At 68.4% G+C, this 24,003-nt stretch carries 24 protein-coding genes; 8 read left to right on the plus strand and 16 right to left on the minus strand.

Annotated elements, in window-relative coordinates; genetic code table 11:
- The first annotated feature begins 87 nt into the window (after positions 1 to 87).
- Complete coding sequence (locus KEG38_RS48850) at positions 88 to 1,239, plus strand: formin (protein ID WP_272427840.1); 1,152 nt, start codon at positions 88 to 90, stop codon at positions 1,237 to 1,239.
- Positions 1,240 to 1,328: 89 nt separating this feature from the next.
- On the opposite strand, the gene KEG38_RS48855 is transcribed toward KEG38_RS48850, so the two are convergent.
- From KEG38_RS48855 to KEG38_RS48895, 9 genes are all read right to left on the minus strand, one after another.
- On the minus strand, positions 1,329 to 2,531 hold the full coding sequence (locus KEG38_RS48855; RefSeq protein WP_372518243.1) for a hemolysin family protein: 1,203 nt from the start codon (positions 2,529 to 2,531) through the stop codon (positions 1,329 to 1,331).
- A 173-nt stretch (positions 2,532 to 2,704) separates the two neighbouring features.
- Entirely contained in the window at positions 2,705 to 3,790 is a 1,086-nt protein-coding gene (truB, locus tag KEG38_RS48860) for a tRNA pseudouridine(55) synthase TruB (protein WP_272427843.1), read from the minus strand.
- Position 3,791: 1 nt separating this feature from the next.
- Positions 3,792 to 5,309 carry a lysophospholipid acyltransferase family protein gene (locus tag KEG38_RS48865; protein ID WP_272427844.1) on the minus strand — a complete coding sequence of 506 codons (1,518 nt, stop codon included), beginning with the start codon at positions 5,307 to 5,309 and terminating at the stop codon, positions 3,792 to 3,794.
- Positions 5,310 to 5,323: 14 nt separating this feature from the next.
- Positions 5,324 to 6,391 carry an NAD-dependent epimerase/dehydratase family protein gene (locus KEG38_RS48870; protein ID WP_272427845.1) on the minus strand — a complete coding sequence of 356 codons (1,068 nt, stop codon included), beginning with the start codon at positions 6,389 to 6,391 and terminating at the stop codon, positions 5,324 to 5,326.
- 83 nt (positions 6,392 to 6,474) lie between these two features.
- Positions 6,475 to 7,716 (minus strand): hypothetical protein, encoded by a 1,242-nt coding sequence (locus KEG38_RS48875; RefSeq protein ID WP_272427846.1) that lies wholly within the window; start codon positions 7,714 to 7,716, stop codon positions 6,475 to 6,477.
- 71 nt (positions 7,717 to 7,787) lie between these two features.
- Positions 7,788 to 8,399, minus strand: a complete 612-nt coding sequence (locus KEG38_RS48880) for a GNAT family N-acetyltransferase (protein WP_272427847.1) — start codon at positions 8,397 to 8,399, stop codon at positions 7,788 to 7,790.
- A complete protein-coding gene (gatA, locus tag KEG38_RS48885; protein ID WP_272427848.1) occupies positions 8,396 to 9,928 on the minus strand; it encodes an Asp-tRNA(Asn)/Glu-tRNA(Gln) amidotransferase subunit GatA in 1,533 nt (510 codons plus the stop codon). Before gatA ends, KEG38_RS48880 begins: the two co-directional genes overlap by 4 nt.
- Positions 9,929 to 9,930: 2 nt before the next feature.
- Positions 9,931 to 10,248 (minus strand): Asp-tRNA(Asn)/Glu-tRNA(Gln) amidotransferase subunit GatC, encoded by a 318-nt coding sequence (gatC, locus tag KEG38_RS48890; RefSeq protein ID WP_272427849.1) that lies wholly within the window; start codon positions 10,246 to 10,248, stop codon positions 9,931 to 9,933.
- 97 nt (positions 10,249 to 10,345) lie between these two features.
- Positions 10,346 to 11,128 carry an OB-fold protein gene (locus tag KEG38_RS48895; protein ID WP_272427851.1) on the minus strand — a complete coding sequence of 261 codons (783 nt, stop codon included), beginning with the start codon at positions 11,126 to 11,128 and terminating at the stop codon, positions 10,346 to 10,348.
- Between the two features lie 63 nt (positions 11,129 to 11,191).
- On the opposite strand from KEG38_RS48895, the gene KEG38_RS48900 reads away from it, so the two are divergent.
- The 3 genes from KEG38_RS48900 (at position 11,192) to KEG38_RS48910 (ending at position 14,516) form a co-directional block, all read left to right on the plus strand.
- On the plus strand, positions 11,192 to 12,292 hold the full coding sequence (locus tag KEG38_RS48900; protein WP_272427852.1) for a hypothetical protein: 1,101 nt from the start codon (positions 11,192 to 11,194) through the stop codon (positions 12,290 to 12,292).
- A 169-nt stretch (positions 12,293 to 12,461) separates the two neighbouring features.
- Positions 12,462 to 13,763: a zinc metalloprotease gene (locus KEG38_RS55280; RefSeq protein ID WP_276074815.1), complete on the plus strand. Its 1,302-nt coding sequence runs from the start codon at positions 12,462 to 12,464 to the stop codon at positions 13,761 to 13,763.
- A 342-nt stretch (positions 13,764 to 14,105) separates the two neighbouring features.
- A complete protein-coding gene (locus KEG38_RS48910) occupies positions 14,106 to 14,516 on the plus strand; it encodes a hypothetical protein (protein ID WP_272427853.1) in 411 nt (136 codons plus the stop codon).
- Positions 14,517 to 14,560: 44 nt separating this feature from the next.
- Here KEG38_RS48910 and KEG38_RS48915 read toward each other — a convergent pair whose 3' ends face one another.
- Positions 14,561 to 15,439: a LysR family transcriptional regulator gene (locus KEG38_RS48915; RefSeq protein ID WP_272427854.1), complete on the minus strand. Its 879-nt coding sequence runs from the start codon at positions 15,437 to 15,439 to the stop codon at positions 14,561 to 14,563.
- A gap of 105 nt (positions 15,440 to 15,544) precedes the next feature.
- Here KEG38_RS48915 and KEG38_RS48920 point away from each other — a divergent pair, with 105 nt between their 5' ends.
- The 4 genes from KEG38_RS48920 to KEG38_RS48935 all read left to right on the plus strand — a co-directional run bounded on the left by KEG38_RS48920 (position 15,545) and on the right by KEG38_RS48935 (position 18,974).
- Complete coding sequence (locus KEG38_RS48920; RefSeq protein ID WP_272427855.1) at positions 15,545 to 16,384, plus strand: oxidoreductase; 840 nt, start codon at positions 15,545 to 15,547, stop codon at positions 16,382 to 16,384.
- A 271-nt stretch (positions 16,385 to 16,655) separates the two neighbouring features.
- Complete coding sequence (locus KEG38_RS48925) at positions 16,656 to 17,345, plus strand: hypothetical protein (protein WP_272427856.1); 690 nt, start codon at positions 16,656 to 16,658, stop codon at positions 17,343 to 17,345.
- 20 nt (positions 17,346 to 17,365) lie between these two features.
- Positions 17,366 to 18,175 (plus strand): tetratricopeptide repeat protein, encoded by an 810-nt coding sequence (locus KEG38_RS48930; RefSeq protein ID WP_272427866.1) that lies wholly within the window; start codon positions 17,366 to 17,368, stop codon positions 18,173 to 18,175.
- Positions 18,176 to 18,206: 31 nt separating this feature from the next.
- Positions 18,207 to 18,974 carry an AAA family ATPase gene (locus tag KEG38_RS48935; protein WP_272427857.1) on the plus strand — a complete coding sequence of 256 codons (768 nt, stop codon included), beginning with the start codon at positions 18,207 to 18,209 and terminating at the stop codon, positions 18,972 to 18,974.
- Here KEG38_RS48935 and KEG38_RS48940 read toward each other — a convergent pair.
- The 6 genes from KEG38_RS48940 to KEG38_RS48965 form a co-directional block, all read right to left on the minus strand.
- Complete coding sequence (locus KEG38_RS48940; RefSeq protein WP_272427858.1) at positions 18,971 to 19,306, minus strand: response regulator; 336 nt, start codon at positions 19,304 to 19,306, stop codon at positions 18,971 to 18,973. The genes KEG38_RS48935 and KEG38_RS48940 overlap by 4 nt on opposite strands.
- Positions 19,307 to 19,339: 33 nt before the next feature.
- The gene (locus tag KEG38_RS48945) at positions 19,340 to 20,713 is read right to left on the minus strand and encodes an MEDS domain-containing protein (RefSeq protein ID WP_272427859.1); all 1,374 of its coding nucleotides are present in this window, start codon (positions 20,711 to 20,713) and stop codon (positions 19,340 to 19,342) included.
- Positions 20,714 to 20,923: 210 nt separating this feature from the next.
- Positions 20,924 to 22,609 carry a WD40 repeat domain-containing protein gene (locus KEG38_RS48950; RefSeq protein WP_272427860.1) on the minus strand — a complete coding sequence of 562 codons (1,686 nt, stop codon included), beginning with the start codon at positions 22,607 to 22,609 and terminating at the stop codon, positions 20,924 to 20,926.
- Positions 22,610 to 22,790: 181 nt separating this feature from the next.
- Positions 22,791 to 22,958 (minus strand): hypothetical protein, encoded by a 168-nt coding sequence (locus tag KEG38_RS48955; protein WP_272427861.1) that lies wholly within the window; start codon positions 22,956 to 22,958, stop codon positions 22,791 to 22,793.
- Positions 22,959 to 22,970: 12 nt separating this feature from the next.
- A complete protein-coding gene (locus tag KEG38_RS48960; RefSeq protein ID WP_272427862.1) occupies positions 22,971 to 23,204 on the minus strand; it encodes a hypothetical protein in 234 nt (77 codons plus the stop codon).
- 316 nt (positions 23,205 to 23,520) lie between these two features.
- Positions 23,521 to 23,850 carry a four helix bundle protein gene (locus KEG38_RS48965; RefSeq protein ID WP_272427863.1) on the minus strand — a complete coding sequence of 110 codons (330 nt, stop codon included), beginning with the start codon at positions 23,848 to 23,850 and terminating at the stop codon, positions 23,521 to 23,523.
- Positions 23,851 to 24,003: the final 153 nt, after the last annotated feature.

Raw genomic sequence — 24,003 nt, forward strand, 5'->3', positions numbered from 1 at the left:
AAGCCCGGGGGAGAATTTCAGCGGGCGCGCCGTTGACACGACGTACGTCGCGCCGGTAACTTGCCCGCTGGTCGCTACGAGGAGCCGATGGCTGCTGAAGACAAGAGCAAGAAACCCAAGATCGATCTGAAGGCGCGGCTCGGGAAGACGAACATCGGGACGCAGGCCGTGCCGCTGCCCGTTCCTGGTCAGTCTCAGCCGCCGCCCTCCGGTTCGGGGAAGTCTCCGAACATCGCTCCGCCGCCCGGGATCTCCCCTGGCATCCCGGTTCCTCCGTTCGCGCAGCCCGCGAAGGCCGTCGCTGCCGCCGCCGAGCCGCCGCCGAAGCCCACCGCCGTCCAGCAGACCATCAAGGTCGAGGTCGGCGAGGAGATCATCAAGGAGCGCGAGAAGGCGAAGAAGCGCCTCATCATGGCCGCCGTCGGCACGGCGCTCCTCGGCATCGCCATCGGCTATCCGGTCGGCGGCGCCGCCGCGCGCAACGAGCGTGGCAAGGCCGTCGTGGCGAACGCCAAGGCCCTCATGACGGACGTGAAGGCCGCCAACGAGAAGATGAAGGAGCTCGAGACGCTCCTCGGCGAAGCGGCGGAGAAGCTCGGCAAGAAAGAGTATCCCGCGGAGCTCGCCGGTCAGCTCGGTGGCATCAACATCCCGTTCGACGCCACGAAGGTCGACGGCGCGAGCATCTCCGGCCTCAATCCGAGCGCGTTGCGGCAGCTCCTCAACTTCACCAAGGGCTGCGAGGAGCTGAACAAGAAGAAGGACAGCTTCAAGAACCTGCTCGAGTTCGCGAAGGCGCCCGTCGAGAAGGCCTGGAAGGAGGAGAAGGAGCCGGTGATGAACTTCTCCGTCCTCTTCCGGTCCGACCAGAAGGGCGTGATCGCGGAGCTCGTGCCGGTCAAGGAGCCCTTCGACCTCGGCAAGGACTGGCCTGCGAACTACGCCGTCCTCAAGCCGGAGCGGACGCAGCAGGGCATGAAGTCCGTCGAGAAGAAGCTGAACCGCTACACGAAGGGCGATCTGCCCGGCAGCGGTGATCCCGTGCTCATTCCCGTCGATCCCGTGACGACGTCCGCGTTCACGAGCCAGGAGGTCATCCGCAACCTGCGCAAGGCCTTCGTCGACATGCGCACGGAGCTCAAGGGCGACGACAGCAACCCCGCGTCCCCGATCACCGGCCTCATCGAGACCGGCGACAACCTGATGACCGCGATTCAAAAGGTCACGCAAGGCGGCTGATCGCCTCTCTCGGGTGATGGAAAGAAAAACGGGGCTCGCGAAAGCGGGCCCCGTTTCGTTTTGTCTCACGACGACGAAGAGAAGGACGCTCAGACCTCGACGCTGCGAGGCTTGACGATCTCGACCTTGCCGATGTGCTGCTCGTCGCAGTCGCGCACGATGAAGCGCAAGCCGTACTTGCTCACGCTCGCGCCGTTCTCGGGCGTCTTGCCGAGGTGCTCCGTCAAGAGCCCTTCGAGCGTGTGCTCCTGCTCCACCGCGCCCTCGCCATCCGGTAGCAAATCCGAGCCGAGGAACGCCGAGAGATCGCGGATCGACACGGCCGCGTCCGCCATCAGCCGGCCGTCGCCGAGATCCTGGATCGGCGGCGCCTCCTCCGCGTCGTGTTCGTCGCGGATGTCGCCGACGATCTCTTCGAGCACGTCCTCCAGCGTCACGATGCCGCTCAGGCCGCCGAACTCGTCCATCACGATCGCGAGGTGCTGCCTGCGTCCGCGCATCTCCTTGAGCAGCGTCGAGAGCGGTTGCGACTCGGCCACGAAGTTCGCCGGGCTGCGCACGATCTCCTGCAGCGACTTGTTCTTCAGGCGATCTTCCTCGAACGCCTTGAACAGGTCCTTCGCGTAGAGGAGCCCCACCACGTTGTCGAGCTGCTCGCGATAGACTGGGTAACGCGAGTGACCACTCTCCGTGACGAGCGCGAGTGTCTTGTCGAGCGGGGTGCTGACCTCGATGGCCTCCACCTTCGAGCGCGGGATCATCACGTCCTTCGCCGTGCGATCCTGGAACTCGAGTACGTTGCGGATCATCTCCGCCGGCTCGCGACCGAAGAGGCCGCTCCGCGCGCCCTCCTCGACGAGCATCTCCACCTCCGCCTCCGTGATGTGCGGATCCGGCGGCTCGCGGGTCTCCTTCGCCGCGATCGACTCGCCGAGCCAGCCGAGCGGGACCGCGAGCGGGAGCATCACGACCTCGAGCGGCCGGAGCCAGCGCGCGGCCATCGGCGCCACGTGGTCGGCGTGCTTGCGGCCGAGCGTGGTGCTCACCTCGAAGAGCGTGCTCGTGACGACCACGGTCACGCCGAAGGCGAGCCACGGCGCCGCCTGCGGGTACAGGGGCGCGAGGAACAGCATCGTGAGGATGGCCGACAGGGTCGTGCTGAGGACCCTGCCGAGCAGGTAACGAGACCGGAGCTTGGCGTCGGCGCTGCGGATGCGCTCGAGTGCCGCTTTTTCCGGTCCTTCCGCCTGCTCGATGAGCGCCGCCAGGCGGGTCTGGGTGAGGCTCGTCAAGGCCGTGTCCGCGCCAGCGAACAAGGCCCCGACGAGCGCCGACGCGATGGCCCCTGCCAAAAGCGCCAGTGGTACGTCGTTTGGACTCAAAACCGAACTCCCTACGCGTCGAATCGTAGCGGACCTTGCTTCCACGGCGCAACCCGCCGCGGTCGCTCGGCAGCTACGGATGGTCAGAGCGGAAAGCGACGTCCAGATACGACGTGCTTTTCCGTCTCGACCTCGCGGCCCGCGGGAACATCCGTGAAGCCGCGTTGAACCACGTACCCATCATGATCCCATTTTCCCACGGCGACCAGACGGCCCTCCGGGGAAAGCCATGCGCTCGTTCCGGATGCTTCAAGCTCGGAAGGTTCGTCCAGACGATCCGCGGGGCTCTCCTGGATTTCCACCTCACGCGGGGGAGGCTCGGAAAAATCCGCGGCGCCGAGGCGTTTGCCCTGGGATGCGCGCACCGCGCCTTCGGCCGTGAGCACGGCTGTGGGTAGGCCCAGACGAACGGCCGCGGCGAGGGGCACCACGGCCGCGCGCAGGGCCTCGCCGGGCGCGTCGAGCACGTTCGCGACGTCGAGCCCGAACGGCCCGCTCCGCGTGCGGCGGAGCGCGCCGAGGTGCGCGGGCACCGTGAGGCCCGCGCCGAGATCACGCGCCAGGGAGCGCACGTAGTAACCCTTGCTCACGTCGAGCGAGACGTCGAGGAACGCGAGCTTCCCCGGTTCGAGGATCCCCGCGCCGCGGAGCTCGATCGCGCGCACCGCGACCGGACGCGCGGGCAACTCCACCACCTCGCCCCGCCGCGCGCGGTCGTAGCTCTTGGCCCCATCGACCTTGATGGCCGAGTACGCCGGCGGCGCTTGCTCGGTTCGCGCGCGCTCGTGATCGAGCGCGGCCGTGATCCTGGGCAGAGCCGCGCTCGCGCCTTCCTGCGCGAACCGCGTGATCTCGTCCTCGAGCCACGCCGGCAGCGGCGCCTCGGCCGTCACGGCGCCTTCCGCGTCGAGCGTGTCCGTGCCGCGTCCGAGCACCACGCGCGCCTCGTAGGCCTTGTCGTGCGCGGTGAGGTACGGCCCGAGCTTCGTGGCTTCGCCGAGCAGCATCACGAGCACGCCCGATGCCATCGGATCGAGCGTGCCGGCGTGGCCGATGCGGCGCATGCCGAGGGCGCGTCGCAGCTTGCCGACGACGTCGTGGCTCGTGGGACCTTTGGGTTTGTCGAGGACGAGGACGCCGTGAACGTCCCCGCGATCCTTTGGGCTCATCCTATCCCAGCCAGACCGATCGCCGCTCGGACAGCATCCGGTCGAGCATGCTCTGGATCGACGCGCGCACGCGCTCGGAGAGGCGTCCCACGAGGATCTCGTCGTCCGCCGCCTCGGGGCCGTAGTTGCTCCAGGTGAGCGGCTCGCCGAAGCGGATGCGCCACTTCGTCGGCGCAGGCATGAGGCCGAGCGGGCCGAGTGCGGGGAAGGTCGGTGTGATCGGGAAGTACGGGATGCCCAGGGTCTTCGTCATGTACTCGAAGCGGTAGAGCATCGGGTTCGCCTCTTCGGCGCCCACGATGGCACACGGCACGAGAGGCGTGCGCGTGCGCAGGCAGAGGCGGATGAAGCCGCCGCGGCCGAAGCGCTGGAGGCGGTAACGATCGCGGTAGAGCTTGCCGATGCCCTTCGCGCCCTCCGGGAAGACCGCGACGAGCGCGCCCTTGTTGAGCAGCCGCTCCGCGTTCTCCTGGCAAGCGCGCACCGCGCCGAGGCGGTTCATGAACGTGCCGACGAAGGGCAGGTAGTAGACGAAATCCTCGGCGAGCCAGCGCAGCTCGCGATGCGCCGGATGATCGCGGCGGACGGCGGCGCGGAGCATCGCGCCGTCGTAGGGCAGGGGGCCGCCCGCGTGGTTTGCCACGACGAGACAGCGACCCTCCGTGGGGATGTGATCAACGCCCTCGACCTCGACGCGGAAATACCGCTTCGTCATGAAATCGAGGACGGGCAGGAGCTTCGCCTCGAAGGCCGGATCGAGGCCGAACTCGTCGACCTCCTCGGAGCGGCTCCGCAGGCCCGCGCGTCCCCACTGCTTCGCGTAAAACTCGGGCGAGAGGACCTCGCTCGCCGTGGCCGACTCCGGCACCGAAGCCCGCGGCGCAGGCACGTCGCTGCGCGGCTTGGTCTTGGGCACGTCGCTCTTGCGCGCGACCGGGATCGGCGGGGGCTTCGGCACGTAGGCCGGCTCGTCCGCGCGCTCGCGCCCTTGGCCGATCATCCGGTCGAGGCGGGCTTCGAGGTCGCGGATCTGCTGCTCGATCTCGGCGGCGTTGGTCGCGGTCGCGCCCGCTCCCTCGGCCTCGGTGCGCAGTGTGGCCGGGGGGATGCTCGGGCGGTTGACAGCCTCGGTGGGGCCGATCGGCGCGACGTCGTGCGCCTCGTCGGCGTCGAGGTCGTAGCCGGGCACGAGGTGCGCCGGGGCCTGTGCGTCCTCGTCGAGGTCGGTGCCGAAAGGCAGGGCGGGCGCGATCTCGGCCGCGGCCCACGTGTCCTCGTCGTCCTCGTCGTACTCGTCGTCCTCGTCCTCGGAGGACGCGGGCGCCTCTTCCGCAGCGGGCGTCGGCTCCGCGAAGCGCCGTGGCGCCGCGCGCTCGCCTTCGGCCGGCGGTGCGTCCTTGGGGGCGGCGACGCCGGCGTCGGCGGCGACGAACGCCGCGGCCGCGAGGGGCTTCTTCGGCGCGGCGTCCGCGCGCGTCTCCTTCGTCTCCTTGTTCTTGCGCTTCTGCTTCTTCGCCATGGAAAACCGCCCGCCTAGGCAGGGCTCTCCTGCAGCAGGTTCGCGTCGCGCAGGCGCTGCGCGGCGAGGTAGTCGAGCAGCGCCTCGCGGGTCGTGTAGGCCGGCCTGAAGCCCATCACGCGCGCCGCCTTGTCGCCGTCGGCGACACAGACGTACCTGAGGTACCGCAAAAAGCTCGGCGGCACGGCCGAGGCTTGCGTGATCCAGAGTGCGCCGACGAGCGAGCTCGCGAGCGTGTGCGGCAGCGGCATCGACGAGCGGCCGGCCAGACGCAGCACCATCGACAGCGGCAAGACGCCGTCGGACGCGATGTTGAACGTGCCCGGATGATCCCGATCGAGCGCGAGCTTGAAGGCCGCGAGCGCGTCGACTTCGTGCACGAACTGCCAGAGCGGATCGAAGCCGAGCAGCGTGGGCACGACGCGCATGCCGAGATACCGCGTGACCCAGTTCTGCACCGTCGGCCCGACGATCGGCGCCGTGCGCAGGATCGTGACCACCGTGCCCTTCGACTTCGCGGCGAAGGCGTTGAGCTCACGCTCGGCGGCGATCTTGTCCGCGAAGAACGGCTCGTCCATGTCGGCGCGTAGCGCGTGCCGTTCGGTGAGGAAGTTCGGGTTTGTCGGGTGCGCGCCGTAGAGCATCGTCTGGCTCCACTGCACGAGCTTGCGCAGCCGCACCTGCCGCACGGCGTTGAGCAGGTGCATCGTGCCGACGGACTCGAGCTCGTGCGCCCAGCCCGTCGCGTGCGTCGGCGACGAGAGGAAGCAGAGGTGCACGAGCGTGTCGACCTCCTCGGAGGCGAGGATCTCGGCGACACGATCCTCCGAGGCGGGGTTCGTCAGATCGACCTCGAAGTGTCGCGCCTTCGGGCCGGCCGTGTCGGGCGACTTCACGTCGATCGTCACGATGCGGGCCGTGGCCGGATCTTCTTCTAGGACGCCGACGAGGTTTCGGCCGAGGAAACACGCCGCGCCCGTGAGCGCGACGACGCGCCCGCCCGAGCGGCTCCGCGAGCCCCTCGCCGGCGGGATCGCCGGCTCGCGCGGCTCGCTGTTCGAGTTGTCGATCGGATCTGCCATGCGGAGCGGATTCGACACTACCCGCTCACGCGGAGAGCGCAACACCCGCGTTTTGACAGGCGACGGCAGGTTCGCCCCGAGCGTCACGGCGCCGCGCACGTGGCGCGCACCCACGACACCTCGTCCCCCATCTGAATCCACATGTCCACGTCGGCACCACGCGCCGCCACGGCAAAGCTCGTCGCGTCGGCCACGGGCATCGGGGCCGAGACCGGCGTGCCCTCGGCGTCGAGGACCACCGCGTACGCCACCTTCCGCGCCACGCCGCAGCCGAGCGGGGCGAGGTAAGCCGCGAACACGCCGCGCTCCAGGGGTCGGAGCGCGCCCGAGATCGGCGGGGCGTGCGCGCGCACCTCGGAGGCTTCCTTGCCGACCCGCTCGAACCGGAGCTTGCCGCCCTCCTTCGCGCAGCCCTCCTCGTCGATGGCGGCCCCGTACACGAGCGCGATCGGCTGCGCCGCCACGGTCGCGTCGACCATGCCGAACGGCGCCGGCACGCGCCCGATCGCGCGCGGCGCGCCGCCGTCCACAGCTTCCCAGAACACGAGCTCCTGCCCTTCGAGCAGGGCCGCGACCACGCTGCCGTCCGCGCCGGCATCCTTCCCGGCCGGCGCCTCGACCCGCGCGAGGCACGACGGACGCGCGTCGCTCTCGGGCATGTCCGGAACGAACTCGATCCGTTTCCACGACGACGCCGGCTCGTTCGGCGCGCCCACCCAGAGATCGGCGCCCGCGGCCGCGACGTTGCCGAGGCGCGTCGTGAGCAGCGCGCATCGCGACGAGCCGCACGCGAGGTCGATCGCGTCGAACCGATCGCCCTCGCCGAGCGGCGTCGCGTGGTCGCCCTGGTGCACGAACACGCGCGCGAGCTTGTCGTCGCCCTGCTCGCTGTACGCCGTGAGCCACGCGCCTGCGTCGGTATGCGCGAGCCGCGGCATGGCCTCGGCGTCGAACCAGGGCAGCGGCGTCGCCCCCTTGCTCTCGCCCTCCGCGTCGAGGATGAGCCCGGCGACCCCGGTGAGCCGCGGCGGCGTCTCTTTCTCGTCCGCGTCGGCGACGACGAGCGTCCCGATCGCGCGCGGCGCGGCGACGAACCGCGTCGAGGCGGCGACCTTCGCGCGGACGAGCGGCGCGCGCATCTCGCAGCCCTCGGGGAGCGCGATTCCCGGGATCCCCGGCCCGATCCGGGCGGGCTTGAAGACCCAGGGCGCGGGAGGCGGCAAGAGCTCGTCCTTGGGGATCGGGATCGGCGCGGGCGGACCCGCGTCGGCCTTCGTGTCCTTGTCCTTGGGCGTGCAACGATCGCAGCCCGTCAGAAAGAGCAAGGTTACGAGGAGGAGCGCCTCTGCTCCCCTCTCCCGAGAGGGAGAGGGGCTGGGGGTGAGGGAGTTTTTCACTACAGCACCCGACGCAGCACCGGATACGGCTCGAGCCCGCCCACTTCCTCGAACCCGTTCGCCTCGAACGCGCCCATCGGCCCGGTCCAGAGCTCCTCGTCGTTCACCGGCTCCTTCGGCCGGCGCGGCAAGGCCTCGAGCACGCGCGCGCCGAACCTGTCCTTCGCGTACGAAACGGCGCCCGCGACGAGCGTCTTCGCCACGCCCTGCTTGCGGAAGCTCGGATGCACGAGCGTGCAGCCGAGGAGGAACACGCCCTGCCGATCCCCCTGAAACGCCGGGAGCTGCTTGTAAAACCGACGCTCGTACGCCTTGCGCATCACGGCCGCGGGCGTGACCTTGAGCCAGCCGACGAGCGTCTGCGTGCCCGCGTCGTCCTCGTGGATCGCCACGATCCCCTTCGCCTCGTCGCCGCTCGCCTCGAGTGCGCCGAAGAACGCCGATGCGTTCTCCTCGGGGGCGTTCGCGCAGCGGTCGAGCCATTCGTTGTTCGTCCCGTCGAAATGCCAGAACCGGCAAAAACACGGCGACGAGGCTGCCTTGAAGAGCTCCCGCAACCCGGACGCGTGCTCGGGCCCCGCGGGGGCCGTGACGAGGCGAGGAGAGCTCATGCTTCGGAGACCTTGGGACGTAGGCCGCGCGCCGGCGAGATCCCTTCCCACGCCGCGGCGAGCGCGCAGAGCCGCGCCTCTTCGAGCGGCGGGCCTATGAGCTGCAGGCCCACGGGAAGCGATGGGACGCCGTCCGCCGCGGGCGTGGGCGCGCACGGGACGCTCAGCGCGGGCACGCCCGCGAGGCTCGCGGGCAACGTGTAGATGTCGGCGAGGTACATCGCGAGCGGGTCGTCGACGCGCTCGCCGAGCGGGAAGGCCACCGTCGGCGAGACCGGCGCCGCGATCACGTCGACCTCGCGGAACGCCTCCTCGAAGTCGCGTCGGATCAGCGTCCGGACGCGCTGGGCACGCAGGTAATACGCATCGTAGTAGCCCGACGAGAGCACGTAGGTCCCGAGCACGATGCGCCGCGCGACCTCGCGGCCGAAGCCTTCGCCGCGCGTCTTCGCATACAGCGCGCCCAGGCTCTCCGCGCCTTCCGCCCGTGCGCCGAACCGCACGCCGTCGTACCGCGAAAGGTTCGACGACGCCTCCGCCGTCGCGAGCACGTAATACGTGGCCACCGCGTACCGCGTATGCGGCAAGCGCACCGGCCGAAGCTCACAACCGAGCGACGCGAGCCCGGCCAGCGCCTCGCGTACGCTCTTCTCGACGGCCGGCTCAATCCCCTCGGCCAAATACTCCTCGGGCACGCCGATCCGCATCCCCCGCACGTCGCGTCCGCAGGCCTCCTCGTACGCTGCGACGGGCGCGCTAAGGCTCGTCTGGTCGTGCGGGTCGCGCCCCGCGATCACGCCGAGCAGCCGCGCCGCCGAGCGCACGTCGGCCGCGAAGGGCCCGACCTGATCGAGGCTCGACGCGAACGCGATGAGCCCGTACCTCGACACGCGCCCATACGTCGGCTTGATCCCGACCGTCCCCGTGAGCGCGGCGGGCTGGCGGATGCTGCCGCCCGTATCCGATCCGAGCGCGCCAAGCGCGAGCCCCGCCGCCACACAAACCGCGCTCCCGCCCGACGAGCCGCCCGGGATGCGCGACGGATCCCAGGGGTTTTTCGCCGGGAAAAACGCGCTGTTTTCGTTCGACGAGCCCATCGCGAACTCGTCCATGTTCGTCTTGCCGACGAGCACCGCGTCGGCCTCGCGCAGGCGCGCGACCACCGTCGCGTCGTAGGGCGGCCGGAAGCCGCGCCGCGGATCGAGCGTCGCCTCACCCTTCGAGGGAGGCCGGAGCAGGATCCGCGATCCGGCCGTGGTCGGCGCGTCGCGCGTGCAGAGCGCGTCCTTGATGCCGATGGGCACGCCGGCGAGCGGCCCCAGCGCTTCGCCGCGCGCGCGCTTTTGATCGACGGCCCGCGCGGCCGCGATCGCCTCCTCGGCTTGCACCGTCAGAAAGGCCCCGAGCGCGCCGTCGCGCCGTGTGATGCGATCGAGGCTGGCCTTCGTGACCTCCTCGGCCGAGACCTCGCCGCGCGTGACGAGGCCGGCGAGCTCCGGGATCGAGCGATCGAGCACCGTCGCGTCCATGATCAATCCTCTTCCACGAAGCCCGGCACCGCGAACCCATCCATCGACGTCCGCGGCGCCTCGCGGAGCGCGACCTCGTGCGGCAGGCTCTCGTGCGGCTCGTCCGCGCGGAGCGGCGCGCGACCGAGCTCGACATGCGCCGTCGGCTCGATTCCCGTCACGTCGAGCTCTTCGAGCTGCTGGACGTACGCGAGGATACGGCCGAGATCCCCGGTCAAACGTCGGATCTCGGCGTCCGGGAGATCGAGGTTGGCGAGGCGAGCGAGCGAGCGGACCTCGTCCTCGGCGATGGGGGCAGATCCTTCGGGCGCGCGGGTCATCGTTGCCGGATGTAGCACGGGGCAGCGGCGGCGGAAGCTCGAGCGGACGCGGAAGCGGAAGCGGCATTCCGATCGGAATGCCGCCCATTTCGAGGTTTCACGGTGCGAGGCTCGGCACGTCATTCTCCCAGCGCATGCGCGCGAGCGCCGAGGAGAACTCCACCGCGAGCCGCGGCGTCAGGCCCTCGTAGGTCAGGTGGCACGCGGTCGTATCCACGCTGATCATGCGCCCCGCGCGCTCCTGCGCCGGCAAGCTCGCCGTCTTCGCGCGCCAGGCCTCGAAGCCGGCCGGGCTCCCGCACACGAGCGCTGCTTGCTCCGCGCCGAGCACGAGGCGCGCGCCGAGCTCCTCGCGGTCCTGCTCGCACGTCCCGCGCCCGAGCGCCTTCGTCACGACCCGGCAGGCCTTGATCTGCGTGTTCACCACGCACCCTTCGAGCTCGACGTGTTTGTCGAATTTCACGACCTTGCCCACCACGTCGAGTGAATCCTCGGCCTTGAGCGCCGCGACCTCGGCCGCCTCGCTCTCCCGCACCAAACACCGCACGGACGGCGCGTCGGGCCTCGCCTCCTTGGGCATCGTCACCACCACGTTTGCCCCGTCCTTCACGACCTCGCCGAGCTTGCCTCGGACGAGCACGTGTTTGCCTTTGAATCGCTCGTCCGCGCGCGCCGCGCTCGCCTCGTAGGCGTCGAGCAGCTCCACGTGGGACACTTCGACCTCGGGCGGATTCGTCCGGACGGAAGGGGTCAGGGGCGGCGGGGCCGCGCTCGCGGAGGCTGCGGCGGCTCCTTCGCGCGAGGCATTGTCGGAGCGGGAGCAGGAGACGACCCCGAAGGCCACGAGAGCGACCCAGAACCACGAGCATCGGCGCGCCATGGCGCGACAGGCTACGAGGTCCGCGCGCGCGAGACAACCGGTGGTAAGGTCCCCGGGCCCTCGATGTCCGCCGCTCCCCCCCGCTCGAAGCTCCGCGCCGCATTCCTTTTCGTCGCGAAGCTCGCGCTCGTCGGCGTGGGACTCCTCGTGACCTCCTTTGCCGCTCCGCCAGCCTGGATCCACGTCCTCGGCGGCTCCCTCGTGGCCCTCGCGCTCGTCGTCGTCCTGAGCCGCGCGAAAGGCCGGCGCATCGTCACCGCCTTCGGCCTGCTCGCGACAGCGCCTCTCCTCGTGTTCGCCGCGAAGCTCGGCATGGATGCGCGCATCACGTCCGCGCCGCTCGGCTGCGCTTGTAGCTATTGCCTCGGCGATTGGGACCTCGCGGGCCTGGCCTTCTGGCCATTCCAGCAACCGGATGGATGGTTCGCCTTCCTCGCGCCGTTCACGTTTCCCCTCGTCGGCGCGCTCGGCGCGCTCGTCCCCCTCTTGCTCGTCCGCGCGCGTGTTTCCTTTTCTCGACGCATTCGCGCGGGGGGAGGCCTCGTTCTCCGCGCCGGAAGCCTCGCGTCCATGGCGCTCGCCGCGGCGCTGCTCGTCCACGGGTTCGTCCACGCGGCGCGGTATCCAGCGGCCGACACGTATCTTCCTTCGCTTCCGGAAGCGGGCCTCCTCCCGCCTGCGCTGGGCAAACCCACGGAGGTGCTCGACTACCGTGTGAGCAAATTTCCCGCGATCCTGGACGTTTACAAGGACCACGTGGATGGGCTCTCCATCGAGCGATCTTGCAATGTCCTGGGAAGCCTGTGCGAATTCAGCATCGGCGGCCAGCGGACCTGCCAGAACCTCGTCGAGCGGAGCGCCGCGGTGACCCTCCGGCGCGACGCGGCGCACGATTTCATCACCATCGACGACGGCTCGCACCGATTCGCGTTTCGTGGAGGAACGCTCATTCACGTCACCACGAACGACATCGCTGACGCCGTGAGCCCCGCGCGCGGGTGGCTTGTCGTGGGTTGTCTGGGCATGCTGCTCGCTGGTTGGCTCGCGGTGCGGAGGCGCCGCGCCGAGGAACGCCTCGACGCGGCTGCGCTCGACGTGCTCGCGGCCGCCGCCGCGTGGATCGGCATTGCGCCGCTCCTCGCGACGCTGCCGTTGCCGTTTTGATGTCCGAAGGCCCACGCCCCCCTATCTCGCCGCCCCTCCTGAAAAATTCCACGCATGACGCGCGGCGCCAATCGATCATCTATGCGCCGGACGCCGGCTTCCGTTGATGCGACCCGCACGGGTCTGATAGTTTTCCCGCCTGTCGCTTCCCTGAAGAAGGAGGGATTTCATGAAACGAGTCCATCACATGGTGGCCCTTGGGGGCCTGTTCTTCGGAGCTGCTTCGATGGGCGCCGGTTGCGCCGTGGAGGCGCCCGACGGCGCGGAAGGGAACATCGACGACAATTTCATCGATCCGGCCACGCTTCCCGGGCGCGCGTGTGGCGTCAAGAACCTCCCCGCAGACGAGCTGCTGCGCGTCGAAGCCGAGTTCGAGCAAATCAAGGTGGTGCGTCCGGCGAACGCCTTCACCGGCCCGGTCACGATCCCCGTCTACTTCCACGTGATCAACAAGGGCACGGGCGTCGCGAACGGCGACGTCCCGCAGAGCCAGATCGACTCGCAGATCGCGGTGCTCAACGCCGCGTACGCGAGCGCCGGGTTCAAGTTCCAGCTCATGTCCGTCGACCGGACGACGAACGCGACCTGGTACACGATGGCCCCGGACACGACGACCGAGACAAACGCCAAGACCGCGCTCCGCAAGGGCGGCGCGAACGCGCTCAACATCTACACGGCGAACCCCGGCGGCGGCCTGCTCGGCTGGGCGACGTTCCCCTCGTGGTACAGCGGCGCGCCCAGCGACGACGGCGTCGTGCTCCTCTACTCCTCTGTCCCCGGCGGGACCTCGACGCCCTACAACGAGGGCGACACCGGCACGCACGAGGTCGGCCACTGGCTCGGCCTCTACCACACGTTCCAGGGCGGCTGCGCGTCGCCGGGCGACTCGGTCTCGGACACGCCGCCCGAGGCCTCTGCGGCCAGCGGCTGTCCGACGAACCGCGACACCTGCTCCGGCGGCGGGCTGGACCCGATCAAGAACTTCATGGATTACACCGATGACGCGTGCATGAACACGTTCTCGGCGGGCCAGATCACCCGTATGCAGAGCCAGTGGGACACGTACCGCGCCTCCGGGTCCCCGCCGCCGCCGCCTCCGCCGCCGCCGCCGCCTCCGCCGCCGCCGCCGTCCGGCACGTGCGCGCATGACAAGTGCGTCGCCGGCGCGGCGCTGGCGTCGAACTGTGACTCGGTCGTCCAGACTGTCTGCGCCACCGACGCCTATTGCTGCACCACGACCTGGGACAGCCAATGCGTGGAAGAGGTGTATACCATCGGCGGCAGCGACGCGTGTTACAAGGGCTCGTGCGCGCATAACGTGTGCACGTCCGGCACCAAGCTCACCAAGGGCTGCGATTCGCTGGGCATCGTGACGGCCGTCTGCAACAACGATGCTTACTGCTGCAGCACGAGCTGGGACAGCGTCTGCGTGGGCAAAGTCGAATCCGTCGCCGGCTATTCCTGCAACTGAAACGGCGAAACGGATGCCCGTGGGATTGCGCGCCGTGCTCGCGCGGCGCGCAATCCTCGCATCATTGATCCGGGCCGGCCACCGCGCAGCCCATATCCATTGCAGCGACGCCGTCGATGACGTGCTGCGCAACGGTCACGGGAGCATCGGCCCCCATTGAGCGCCCTCGCGAGAGCGCAGAAAAATCCATGATTGGCGTCTCGAGCGCGCCATGGGTCTGCCGAACGTGTTGACATCGTCGTGGGCGGAAGCGACCATCGCACCGTGCATGCAACCGAAGCCGCGGCTCTCCCACAACGACCTCTCGGGAACGCGTTCGAGCGCGGCGGAGGCATGGACGGCATGAGGACCCATGAGATCGGGCGACACTCGCTCATCTACGGGGATGACGACGTGTCCACCATGATCTACCGCGGCCGCGTCTCGTACACCGAGATGCGCGAGATTCTCGCGACGGAGGATCTTTCGAACGTGCCCGACGTCGTGCTCCTGATCTGCGACATTCGCGCATTCGGGGGGATGGACAGCGAGACGCGGCGCCTCGGCGCGACGAACCCCAAGCCCGCAAAGCGGTATTTCACGGCATACATCGGCGCCGGCTTCAGCCTGCGGGTCTTCGTCAACATGTGGAATCGGGCAACGAACTTCATCCACGGCGAGAAGTACGTCTCCGGTTTCTTCGATGACGAGGTGTCCGCGCGGGCGTGGCTTGTGGCGCAAAAGGAGGCGTTCGAGTGCGGGGAGGCGCGCTGAACGGGAATGGGCCTCCGGCCTGACGTACGAACTTTACCAGCCGGTCATCTACGCAAAGGCAGCGCCGCGAGAAATGCCCGCAGGGACGGCGATTTTTCGTTCGCGCGCCAGACAGCGTCGATGTGGACATCGGCGGTGAGCTCATCGACGCGCACGGCCGAAAGGTCGCCCGGCAGCTCGTACCCCTTGTAGATTGGCTTGAGGAGGAGGCCGACGCCCTCTTTGACGAGCGCCACCCCCATGGGTGGCTGCGCGACGTGGTAAACGACGCGCGGCGCGAAACCCGCTCGATTGCACTGGTCCATGAGCCAGTCGTACATGCGCGGACCGAGGTCCCGCGCGAAGAACAAGAGGCGCTCCTCGGCCAGATCGCCGAGCGCGACGCGCTCCTCTTTCGCCAGCCGGTGCGTACGAGGCACGATGACGCACCACACGCCGGTGGCGACGCGGCGGCGCGCGAGGCTCGGCTGCTCGACCCGATGCGCGGTGAAACCGAAGTCCAGCGTGCGCTCGACGAGGCCTGCGGCAATCTCGTCGCTGGCGACGTCGCTGAGGATGAGCTCGATCTCCGGATGCCGCTCGGCCATGACGCCGAGCGCCTTCGCGACGGCGGGAAGATTGAGGTACGGGTTGTACCCGATGCGCAAGCGCTGCGACGCCCTGAGCCCCGCCTCGCGCGTCTCCCTCGACGTTTGATCCAGGTCGGCGAGGGTTCGCCGCGCCCCGGCGACGAACACGTCGCCGGCTTCCGTCAGGCGGACGAGCCTGCGCGTGCGATCGACGAGCCGCACATCGAGCTCCGCCTCGAGCTGCGCGAGCTGCTCGCTCAGCGTGGGCTGGGTGATGGCGAGCCTGCGCGCGGCGCGCCGGAAATGCAGCTCCTCCGCGATGGCGACGATCGCTCGGAGATGGCGGAGCTCCATGGTCCCCCGTTGATTGGCACGGCCTATCAGAAACTTCAAGCTTCCGATTGGCGGCCAGCGCCCGCCTCGCGGCATGGTCCACCCATCGATCACCGAGGAGAGATCATGACGAAGAGATGGTTCATCACAGGGGTCTCCACCGGCTTTGGCCGTTCGCTCGCCGTGGCCGCTTTGCAGCGCGGAGATCACGTCGCGGGGACGCTGCGTCGGCGCGAGCAGCTTGCGGAGTTCGAGGCGCTGGCCCCCGGGCGGGCGCTCGCGTTCGAGGCCGACGTGACCCGCGAAGGCGAGGTGCAGCGCGCGGTGAGCGGCGCCATCGCCGCGCTCGGCCACGTCGATGTCCTCGTGAACAATGCAGGCTATGGCGCCCTTGGCGCCGTCGAGGAGCTCTCGGAAGAACAGACGCAGCGGCAGCTCGAGGTCAATTTGCACGGCGCCCTCCGCGTCACGCGCGCCTTCCTGCCGCACATGCGAGCGCGGCGCGCGGGTCGAATCCTGCAAATCAGCAGCGTCGCCGGGCAGGTCGGCAGCCCCGGGCTCGGTATCTACAACGCGAGCAAGTGGGCCCTCGAGGGCTTTTCGGAGGCGCTCCAGGCCGAGGTCAAGGGGCTGGGAATCCGGGTGGTGATCATCGAGCCGGGAGCATTCCGCACCGACTGGGCTGGACGGTCGATGGATTACGGCGCTCCTATCGAAGACTATGCGGCGACAGCAGGATACGTGCGGAAGCTCCTCGGCCAGTTCCATGGGAAGCAACCGGGGGATCCCGACAAGGCAGCCCGTTTGATGCTGGAACTCGCCGACATGGAGGACCCGCCGCTGCGCGTGGCATTCGGCGCCGACGCTTTCAAGACCATCAAGCAAAAGCTGGAAGCGCAGCTTGCCGAGCTCCTTTCGTGGGAGGCGAAATCGACATCACTCGCCTTCGACGCCCCCGCGAAGTAAGGCGCTCCGGCACGATCCGGCCTACGTCCTCGGGCAAGGGGCCGGGGTCCTCCCTCCCGTCCCCTGCGCCCCCCCGAGCCATCGCCCGCGCCTTTGCCCCCCGGGTATCCTCGCGGGCGAACGTCCTCTCATCGAGGGTTGGGGGGCATGGTTTTTCCCACCCCACCTCGATGACCGGGTAGCATCCTCCGCAAGCGGGGGGGGCGAACTCATGCGCAAGGCAGGCGCGAGGGGTCGGCGGCTTGTGGGGGCGGCATTGTTCGCTACGTGCATGGCTGTGGGCGTGGTGCCGATGGGATGCGGGGCGAGCGACGAGTACGCCTCCGTGCCCGAGCCCCCGACGGAGGGGTCGCTCCCGGCGAGCACGGTCCGCGCGCTTCAAGCGTGCGCAGAGAAGCATGCGGGGCGGCTCCAGCGCCACGCGTACGAGATCGAGTTCCAGGTCGAGCTCCGGGGCGACCGGGTCTCCGAGGTGAAGCCCAAGGGCCCGCGGCTCGACGACGCCGGCCTCGAGCAGTGCATGATGGATGCGCTGCGGACGATGACGGACGCAGGGTACTCGCCGAACCCCGACGAGCTGATCTCGCGCGGCGGCCTCTTGCCTGCGCGAGGCCTGCTGGCGAACGTCTCGGTGATCTCCCAGCTCATCCGGCTCGTCCCGGTGGTCGTCTCGGCGTCCGGCGTGACGATCGTGGTGGGCGTCGCGGTCCTGGTCGTGGCGGCGGCGGTTTCCTTGCCGAAGCAGAGGAAGCCGACCAAGGCGCAGTGCGACAAGGAGTGGGAGGAGGCAAGGAAGAATTGCAGGGAGCAGCTGAAGTTCCCGGGCCGCAAATGGGGGCGCGGCATGACGGGAGGCTACACGGACGTGGAGGACTGTGCGAAGGGCCTCGTCTCCGAGCCTTGCAAGGGTAACGAAGTCGATCATGGAAACAACATCCCTCGGCCGGGAAGGAGATACTGATGAGTGAAAATTTGGACCGTGTGATCAGGAACATCAAATATCGTATTCGCAAGGATGATCCGACCGGGTTTGAGGATGCAATCCGGCTCGTCGAGCAGTATCCCGAGGACCCGCATGCTTGGGATACGGTTGCGTACGCTCACGAGGCAAGGAAGGATTATCCGGCCGCGATCGCAGCCATCTCGCGGGCGATAGAACTCAACCCCAAGGACCCCGCGCTGTTCTTCGATCGAGGCGAATACGCGCTCCAAACAGGCGACCACGAGCGCGCCGTGGCCGACTTCGGTCAAGGGCTCATCCTCTGTGACGAGCCCAGATGGGAATACTTGCGCGAGGTACTCCACTTCCTGCGCGCCGAGGCCTTCGTCCACTTGGGCAAAAAGGCCGAAGCGCTGGCCGACCTTTCGCACGTGCGGGATGATTATAGGTTCTGGACGACCGAGCTCCGGTCGAAAGCAGACCTCCTGGTGATGTGCGGGGAAAGCGTGCCGCCGCCCAAGGAGCAGGAGCAGGAGGAGGAGCCGCCTGTAACGTCGCCGGTCATGTCCGAAACTCCCGACGAAGAGGAGGCCGCGCTCGCGAAGGAGCTCGGTGAGGCCGGTCTCGCGGCCGTCGATGCGGCGCTGCTCAAGCAGGTCATCTATCGGTACCAGAAGGCGGCACGCGTGATCGTTGACGCGCTCGATTTCGGTCGTTATCCGCTCGACGACACCCATGTCCGTCTCTTCGCCCGCCGGTTGATCGCCCTCGCGGAGTCCGGGGCCATCGTAGCGAGGGGAAATCTCCTCAACCCGCGGCGCAGCGAGGTAGGGCTGCCCGAGAAGCCTTGAGCTCGGGCGTCCGGTTCAAATGAGGGAACACATGAATCGACGCAAATCCACCAAGCGACCTCCTCCGGAAGGTTTTCTTCGCGCCGTCAAGCTCCTGCGCGATCGCGTCCTCGACCCGGACGCATATCCCTACAGCATCCCGGCCCTTCGCTCGCTCGATACCCTCGAGTTTCACCCCAGGGTGACGTTCTTCGTGGGGGAGAACGGCTCGGGCAAGTCCACAATCCTCGAAGCCGTGGCGGTGCTGCTCGGGTTCAACGCGGAAGGAGGCACGAGGAACTTCAGCTTCGCCACGCGCCACTCCGAGTCCGCGCTCCATCAAGCGTTCCGGCCGGTTCGCAACGCGCGGCGCGAGCGGGCCGGTTTTTTCCTCCGCGCCGAGAGCATCTACAATGTCGCCACCTATATCGAGGACCTGGGTATTCAACAGTGGTACGGCGGCCGCTCGCTCCACGAGCGATCCCACGGTGAAGCGTTCCTGACGCTCGTCGAGGAGAAGTTTCTCCCCGAGGGTCTGTACCTCCTCGACGAACCCGAAGCCGCGCTCTCTCCGTCGAGGCAGCTTCGCTTCCTGGGGCACCTCCACGTGCTCGCCCAGGCAGGCGCTCAATTCATCATCGCGACGCATTCACCGATTCTGCTCGCCTACCCCCATGCGCTCCTTTATGAGCTCTCGGAGAACGGCATCGCCGCGGTCCAGTACGAGGACACGGAGCATTACCGCCTCACCCGGGACTTTTTGTTGCATCGTGATCGCTTTTTTCGAGCATTGTTCAAAGAAGACACCGAAGAAAGTTAACAATACTCCTCGAGGAACGCGAGCAGCGCGTCGACGTCGACCGGCTTGCTCAAGAACCCGTTCGGGCAGAGCGCGCGGACGCGATTGCTGTTCGCTCCGGCCGTCAGGACGACGACGGGAATCCTCGAAAGCGCCGGATGCTGGCGTTGCTCCGCGAGGAACCCGAAACCATCCATGATGGGCATCATCATGTCGAGCAAAATGACGCAGGGCGCCTCGTTCTCCGCGAGATACGAGAGCGCCGCGCGCCCATTACAAGCCGTCACCACGTGATACCCCTCGTCCACGAGGAGCGTCTCCAGGGCCTCGACATTCTGTTGGTCGTCGAACACGCAATCCTCCTCGACGGCGGGCTGCCCTGCGGGTCAATCCGATTCCACCGGAACGCGCGGCAGCGTCACGCGGAAGGTCGACCCTGCTCCAGGCTTGCTCTCGAGGTCGAGCGTGCCACGGAACGCGTCCACGATCTTGCGCACGATCCAGAGCCCAAGGCCGAACCCGCCGCGGTGGTGCTCCGTCGGGGAGAGCTGGACGAATCGATCGAAGATCCGGCCCTGATCCTGCGGTGCGATCCCGGGGCCATGGTCGCGCACCGACACGACGGCATGCCCGTCCTCTTCGGTCACGGTGACTTCGATCGGCGCTCCAGGCGCATACTTGATTGCATTCGAAAGGATGTTCACCAGCACCTGCTCGACCCGCAGCCGGTCCCAGATGCCCGTGATCGGCGCGTCGGCGCGCAGCGAGAGCGTGCAGCCTGCCTTGTCCAGGTTCTCGGAGAAACGCTCGGCGGTCATTCGTGCGATGTCGGAGAGGTCCACCTCCTCGGGCGTGAGCGCGAGCTGACCGGACAAGGCGCGCGAGAAGTCGAGGAGATAATTCACGAGTTTCTCCAGCCTGCCGCACTCCGCCTTGGCCTTCATCAGCCGCTCGGCGAGCTGCCCCGCCGAGCATGTCCCTTTCGCGCCGGCCCGCAGCAGGCTCTCGATATAGAGCTGCAGCGAGGTGAGCGGCGTCTTCAGCTCGTGGGAGGCGACCGAGATGAAGTCTTCTCGCATTCGCAGCGCCTCCTCGAGTTGCGCCGTGCGCTGGCGGACGCGCTCCTCGAGCTCCTCGTTGAGCTGGCGAAGCTCCTCTTTGGCGAGCTTGAGCGACGAGCTCTCGATGAGCTCCCATTGGTCGGCGCGTCGGGTGAGCGCGAACTGATGGCTCCGCACGACGCCGATGACGCTGTCGGAGTTGCATCGGCCGAGGGAGTAAGCGCAGAGGCCGACGATCTGGTGCCCCCGAAACGCCCCGGTCAGCTTCGCCTCGTAGTCGGCGAAGCTCTTCCAGTCGCATACTTCGAGAAAGGACGTGTTTCCGCTCGCCCGCAGCCCCGAATAGCCATTCCGGAGCGCGATGTCTTGCCGCTCGATCCACATCTTATGGAGGGTCTCGGTTTTGAGCCCCCCGGTCTTCAGGTACCAGTCGCGATAATCGATGATCTCGAGCTGACCACTGCGCTCGAGCGCGTCGATGTTGGGCACGGCCGCCCTGAGCAGGTCGCGCGCCTGGTAGGCGCGGAGCGGATCGGCCGTGACCCAGACACACTGCGCGTTCCCACGGATGCCCGCGAGGAAATAGGGAACGAGCGCGTCGGCGAGATCCCGCTGTGAATCATAGAACTGGCAAAAATGCGTGCCCCAAGGGAGAACACCGATTGCCGGGATACCGCTGTCAACGCCCGCTGCTACCATGATCCAATACTCCCCCTGCGTTCTGGCTGGCGATGCGAGAAGGAGGATGCAAGCGAAGGCCGCGCGATTTTCATTTCGATGCTGGCGATCGTGCTCGACGCCGCAGTGCGAGGCCGCGAGCCCGATAAGGTCGAGGCCGACCAGCGCGACCCGGATGAGCTACATCGTATCGCCGCGCAGGAACTTCCTCGGAATGCGAAGATCGACCCCTCAAGGCTCGTAGACCAGGACGCTCTGGCGCTGTGCAATGACAACGACGCGGTCGTCGCTGGAGAGCTCGACCCCGTCGAGATGCACGCCCGGCGGCAGCGTCCACGTCTGGCGAGGCGCGCTCGTCGCCTTGTCGACGACCAGCAGGCGGAACGCGCCGGGATTGCCCTTTTCACGGAGGGTGAGGACATCGATCGCGCGCCCCCCGCGCATTGCCTCGAGCGAGTGCGGTACCGCGAGGCCGGCGGCTCCTGCAGGCAGCGTCCAGGATCCGTACGCATCGCTGGTCGCGCGGAGCGCGCGGAGCGTCTTCGGCACACCCCGACGCTCGTCGCGTTCCGGTGGCATTCGGAGTCCGGGACACGTGCCGCCGATCTTCGTTTCGCACAACGTGCGGCCCGACGCGACGTCGAGCACGGTCCACGTCCCGTATGCGCCGAGGCGCACCACGTCGTCCGAGAGCGCGGCGAGCACGGCCTTCCGTGTGGGCGGCGGCGCCGGGACGCGCGCCAAAAGGGCGCCAGCGACGTCGTACACGGCAATGTCGGCGTCGTGCAGCGCGAAGACACGGCGGGGACCGAGCGCGAGCGCCCACACGTTCTCGTTTGGCCCGGTCGCCCCCCACACCCGCTCGCCGCTCGGGACGCGCAGCCCTTGCAGCGCGATGCCCTGAATGACGACGGAGCCCTCATCGCGCGCAAAGGCGAGCGCACGCGCGCCATTGACGACGGGGAATGGCGCCCCGGCGCGCCCCTCCGCGAGATCCACCACGACACCCTTGCCGCTACCGATGCCGCTCTTGCCGAGACCGACGATGCCGAGCCAGCGTCCCGAAGGAGAGGCCGTCGCCGCGACCGACGCGAGGTCGGGCGGCAGGGGCACGCGTCCACGGTTGCGCCCGTCACGGTCGATCATCCTCAGCGTCTCCCTCTCGACGAGCAGGAAGCCGCCGCCCGGCCGAGCGGCGAGCACCGCGTGTTCCTCGCAGCCGAGTTCGGTGACCAGGACGCCGCGCGCGTCAAAGAGTTCGCAGGCCGCGCCCCGACGTAGCGCGACGACGCCGTCGTCGGTGACGGCGAGCGCGCCGACTTCGCCGCGGATGACGAAGGTCCGCGTGCCATCGGGACCGGCGACCACGACGGTCGAACGACCGTCGCCCGTGCAGGCGATACGCGCGCCGCTCGGCGAGGCCGCTGCTGGCGTCGCGCAGGACGTCTCCGCGATGCGCCTCGACTGTTGGACCTCACCGGCCCAGATCCCCTGCGGCGTACCGGCGAGCAGCCGGCCCGCCGCGTCGACGGCGAGCACCTGAGGGGCGTACGGGAGGGGTGTGGGTCGGATGAAACCGTCCTCGCGCACCTCGACGAGCGCCTCGCGATCGTCGTCGAACGCGAGCGCGCGTCCTTCCGGCGTCACCGCGACGCTCGTGGCATTGACGCCGTACCTCAGCGAGCCGAGACGGAGGCGCGCGCCGGGCGGCAAGGTGTCCGGATCGACGAAGCCGTCGTCCCCGCGTTCGTCAGCGCGACGGCTCACCGTCGCCGTCGCGCCGCCATTCGCGGACGGCGCGCGCGCAGCGGCCACGTCGGGCTCCGCCGGCGCGCTGCGCGAGGACGCGTTTTGCGAAGGCGCCCCGCCGCACGCGGTCACCAGGGAGAGGACGCCCGCATATCCGGTTCGAATCACGACGCATCCTACGCAGCGCGTATGATGGCGCGTAAGAAAAACAAACCAGCCTGCGAGTCATGGCGCCCGGAATCTGCGGCGGAGGCGGAGGCGGAGGCGGAGGCGGAGGCGCGTGCGGAGGCGCGTGCGGAGGCGCGTGCGGAGGCGCGTACGCGCAGTCGGAGGCGCAAACGCAATCGCATCACCCGAGCGCGAGCGTCTTCAAGTGCTCCCGGGCGAGCTGCAGGCGGGCATAGGCGGTCTTCGTTTGGATGCCGAGGGATTCGGGAGAGAGAAGGAAACGACGCAGGAAATCGCGGTGTTCGAGGTAAATGCGCCCGAGGAGGGCGCGCTCCGGGGGCGCGCGCACGGGCGGCCTGGATCATGGCGCGCCGTCGTCGCCGCAGTGTAGAATCACGCATTCCTTGCGTTCGGACTCTCTCATCCGGCTGCACAGCAGGCCGATATCCGTATCCCTGTCGACCACGTCGCCTTCGTGCGGCTCGATCGAGCCGGGCTTGTACTCGACATTTTCGAGCGCCACCCACCTCCCGCTGAACTCATTCGAGCGGCACAGCTCTGCCCATTTCGTGCGCGTACTGTGTTGGTTTCGCATGGCAAGGAAACCTTACCGGGCTTTGCATTCCGAGGTCAATCTCGCTGGCAGTCGAGATACTGCTGCTCGCAGCAGGATTGTCACGGCCGCGATGTATGGTGCTGTGCATTCCCGACGCAGGACACGCCGATGGCGCTGTGTGTACAGTACATTCCAGAGGAACCTTAAAAAGCGCCCGCGGACCTAACCCCACGAGCCGTCCGGCAGGCGGCGGAGGCGGAGCGCGCGGGCGATTTCCAGCATCGAGCGGCCTTCGATTTCGTAGGCCATTGGAATGGGCGGGCCGCCTGTGGAGGGGACGGCCCGCCCTACCGGTTCAGGATGCGCGGCGGTAGACGAGGCGGGTGAGGGTGGCGATGACGTGGTCCATTCGGTCGAGGACCTTTGCATCGACGGTGCCGATATAGCGCATAGCCTGGGCGACCTGGACGCAGGCCAGCACCTCCCTTGCCGACCCGAGTGCGGAGGAGTAGCGCTGTCGCTTGTTTCCGGCGTGGTTGCCCATGCCTTCTGCCGCGTTCAACGCGACGCTATGCATGGCCCTGCGCATTTGCCGCGCCAGATCCGAATCCTTTCGCTCAATCCGTTCTGCAATGCTTGCCGCGTCCCCCGCCATGACCAAAACGACTTCGTAGATCCTCAGCATGATGATTCCTCCGCCCGACGGCCCAATCGCCGGGACCCCCGTCCCACACCGTCGCGCGCAGGCCTCTTCAAGGCTGCGCAGCACCGCGCGGACCCGCCCGCAGCGCGAAGCGCGAGGACGGGGAGCACGGCTTGGCCTTGAAGAGGCCGAGCA

Origin of the sequence: Polyangium jinanense, from assembly GCF_028435265.1 — a bacterium.
GTDB classification, from domain to species: Bacteria; Myxococcota_A; Polyangia; order Polyangiales; family Polyangiaceae; genus Polyangium; species Polyangium jinanense.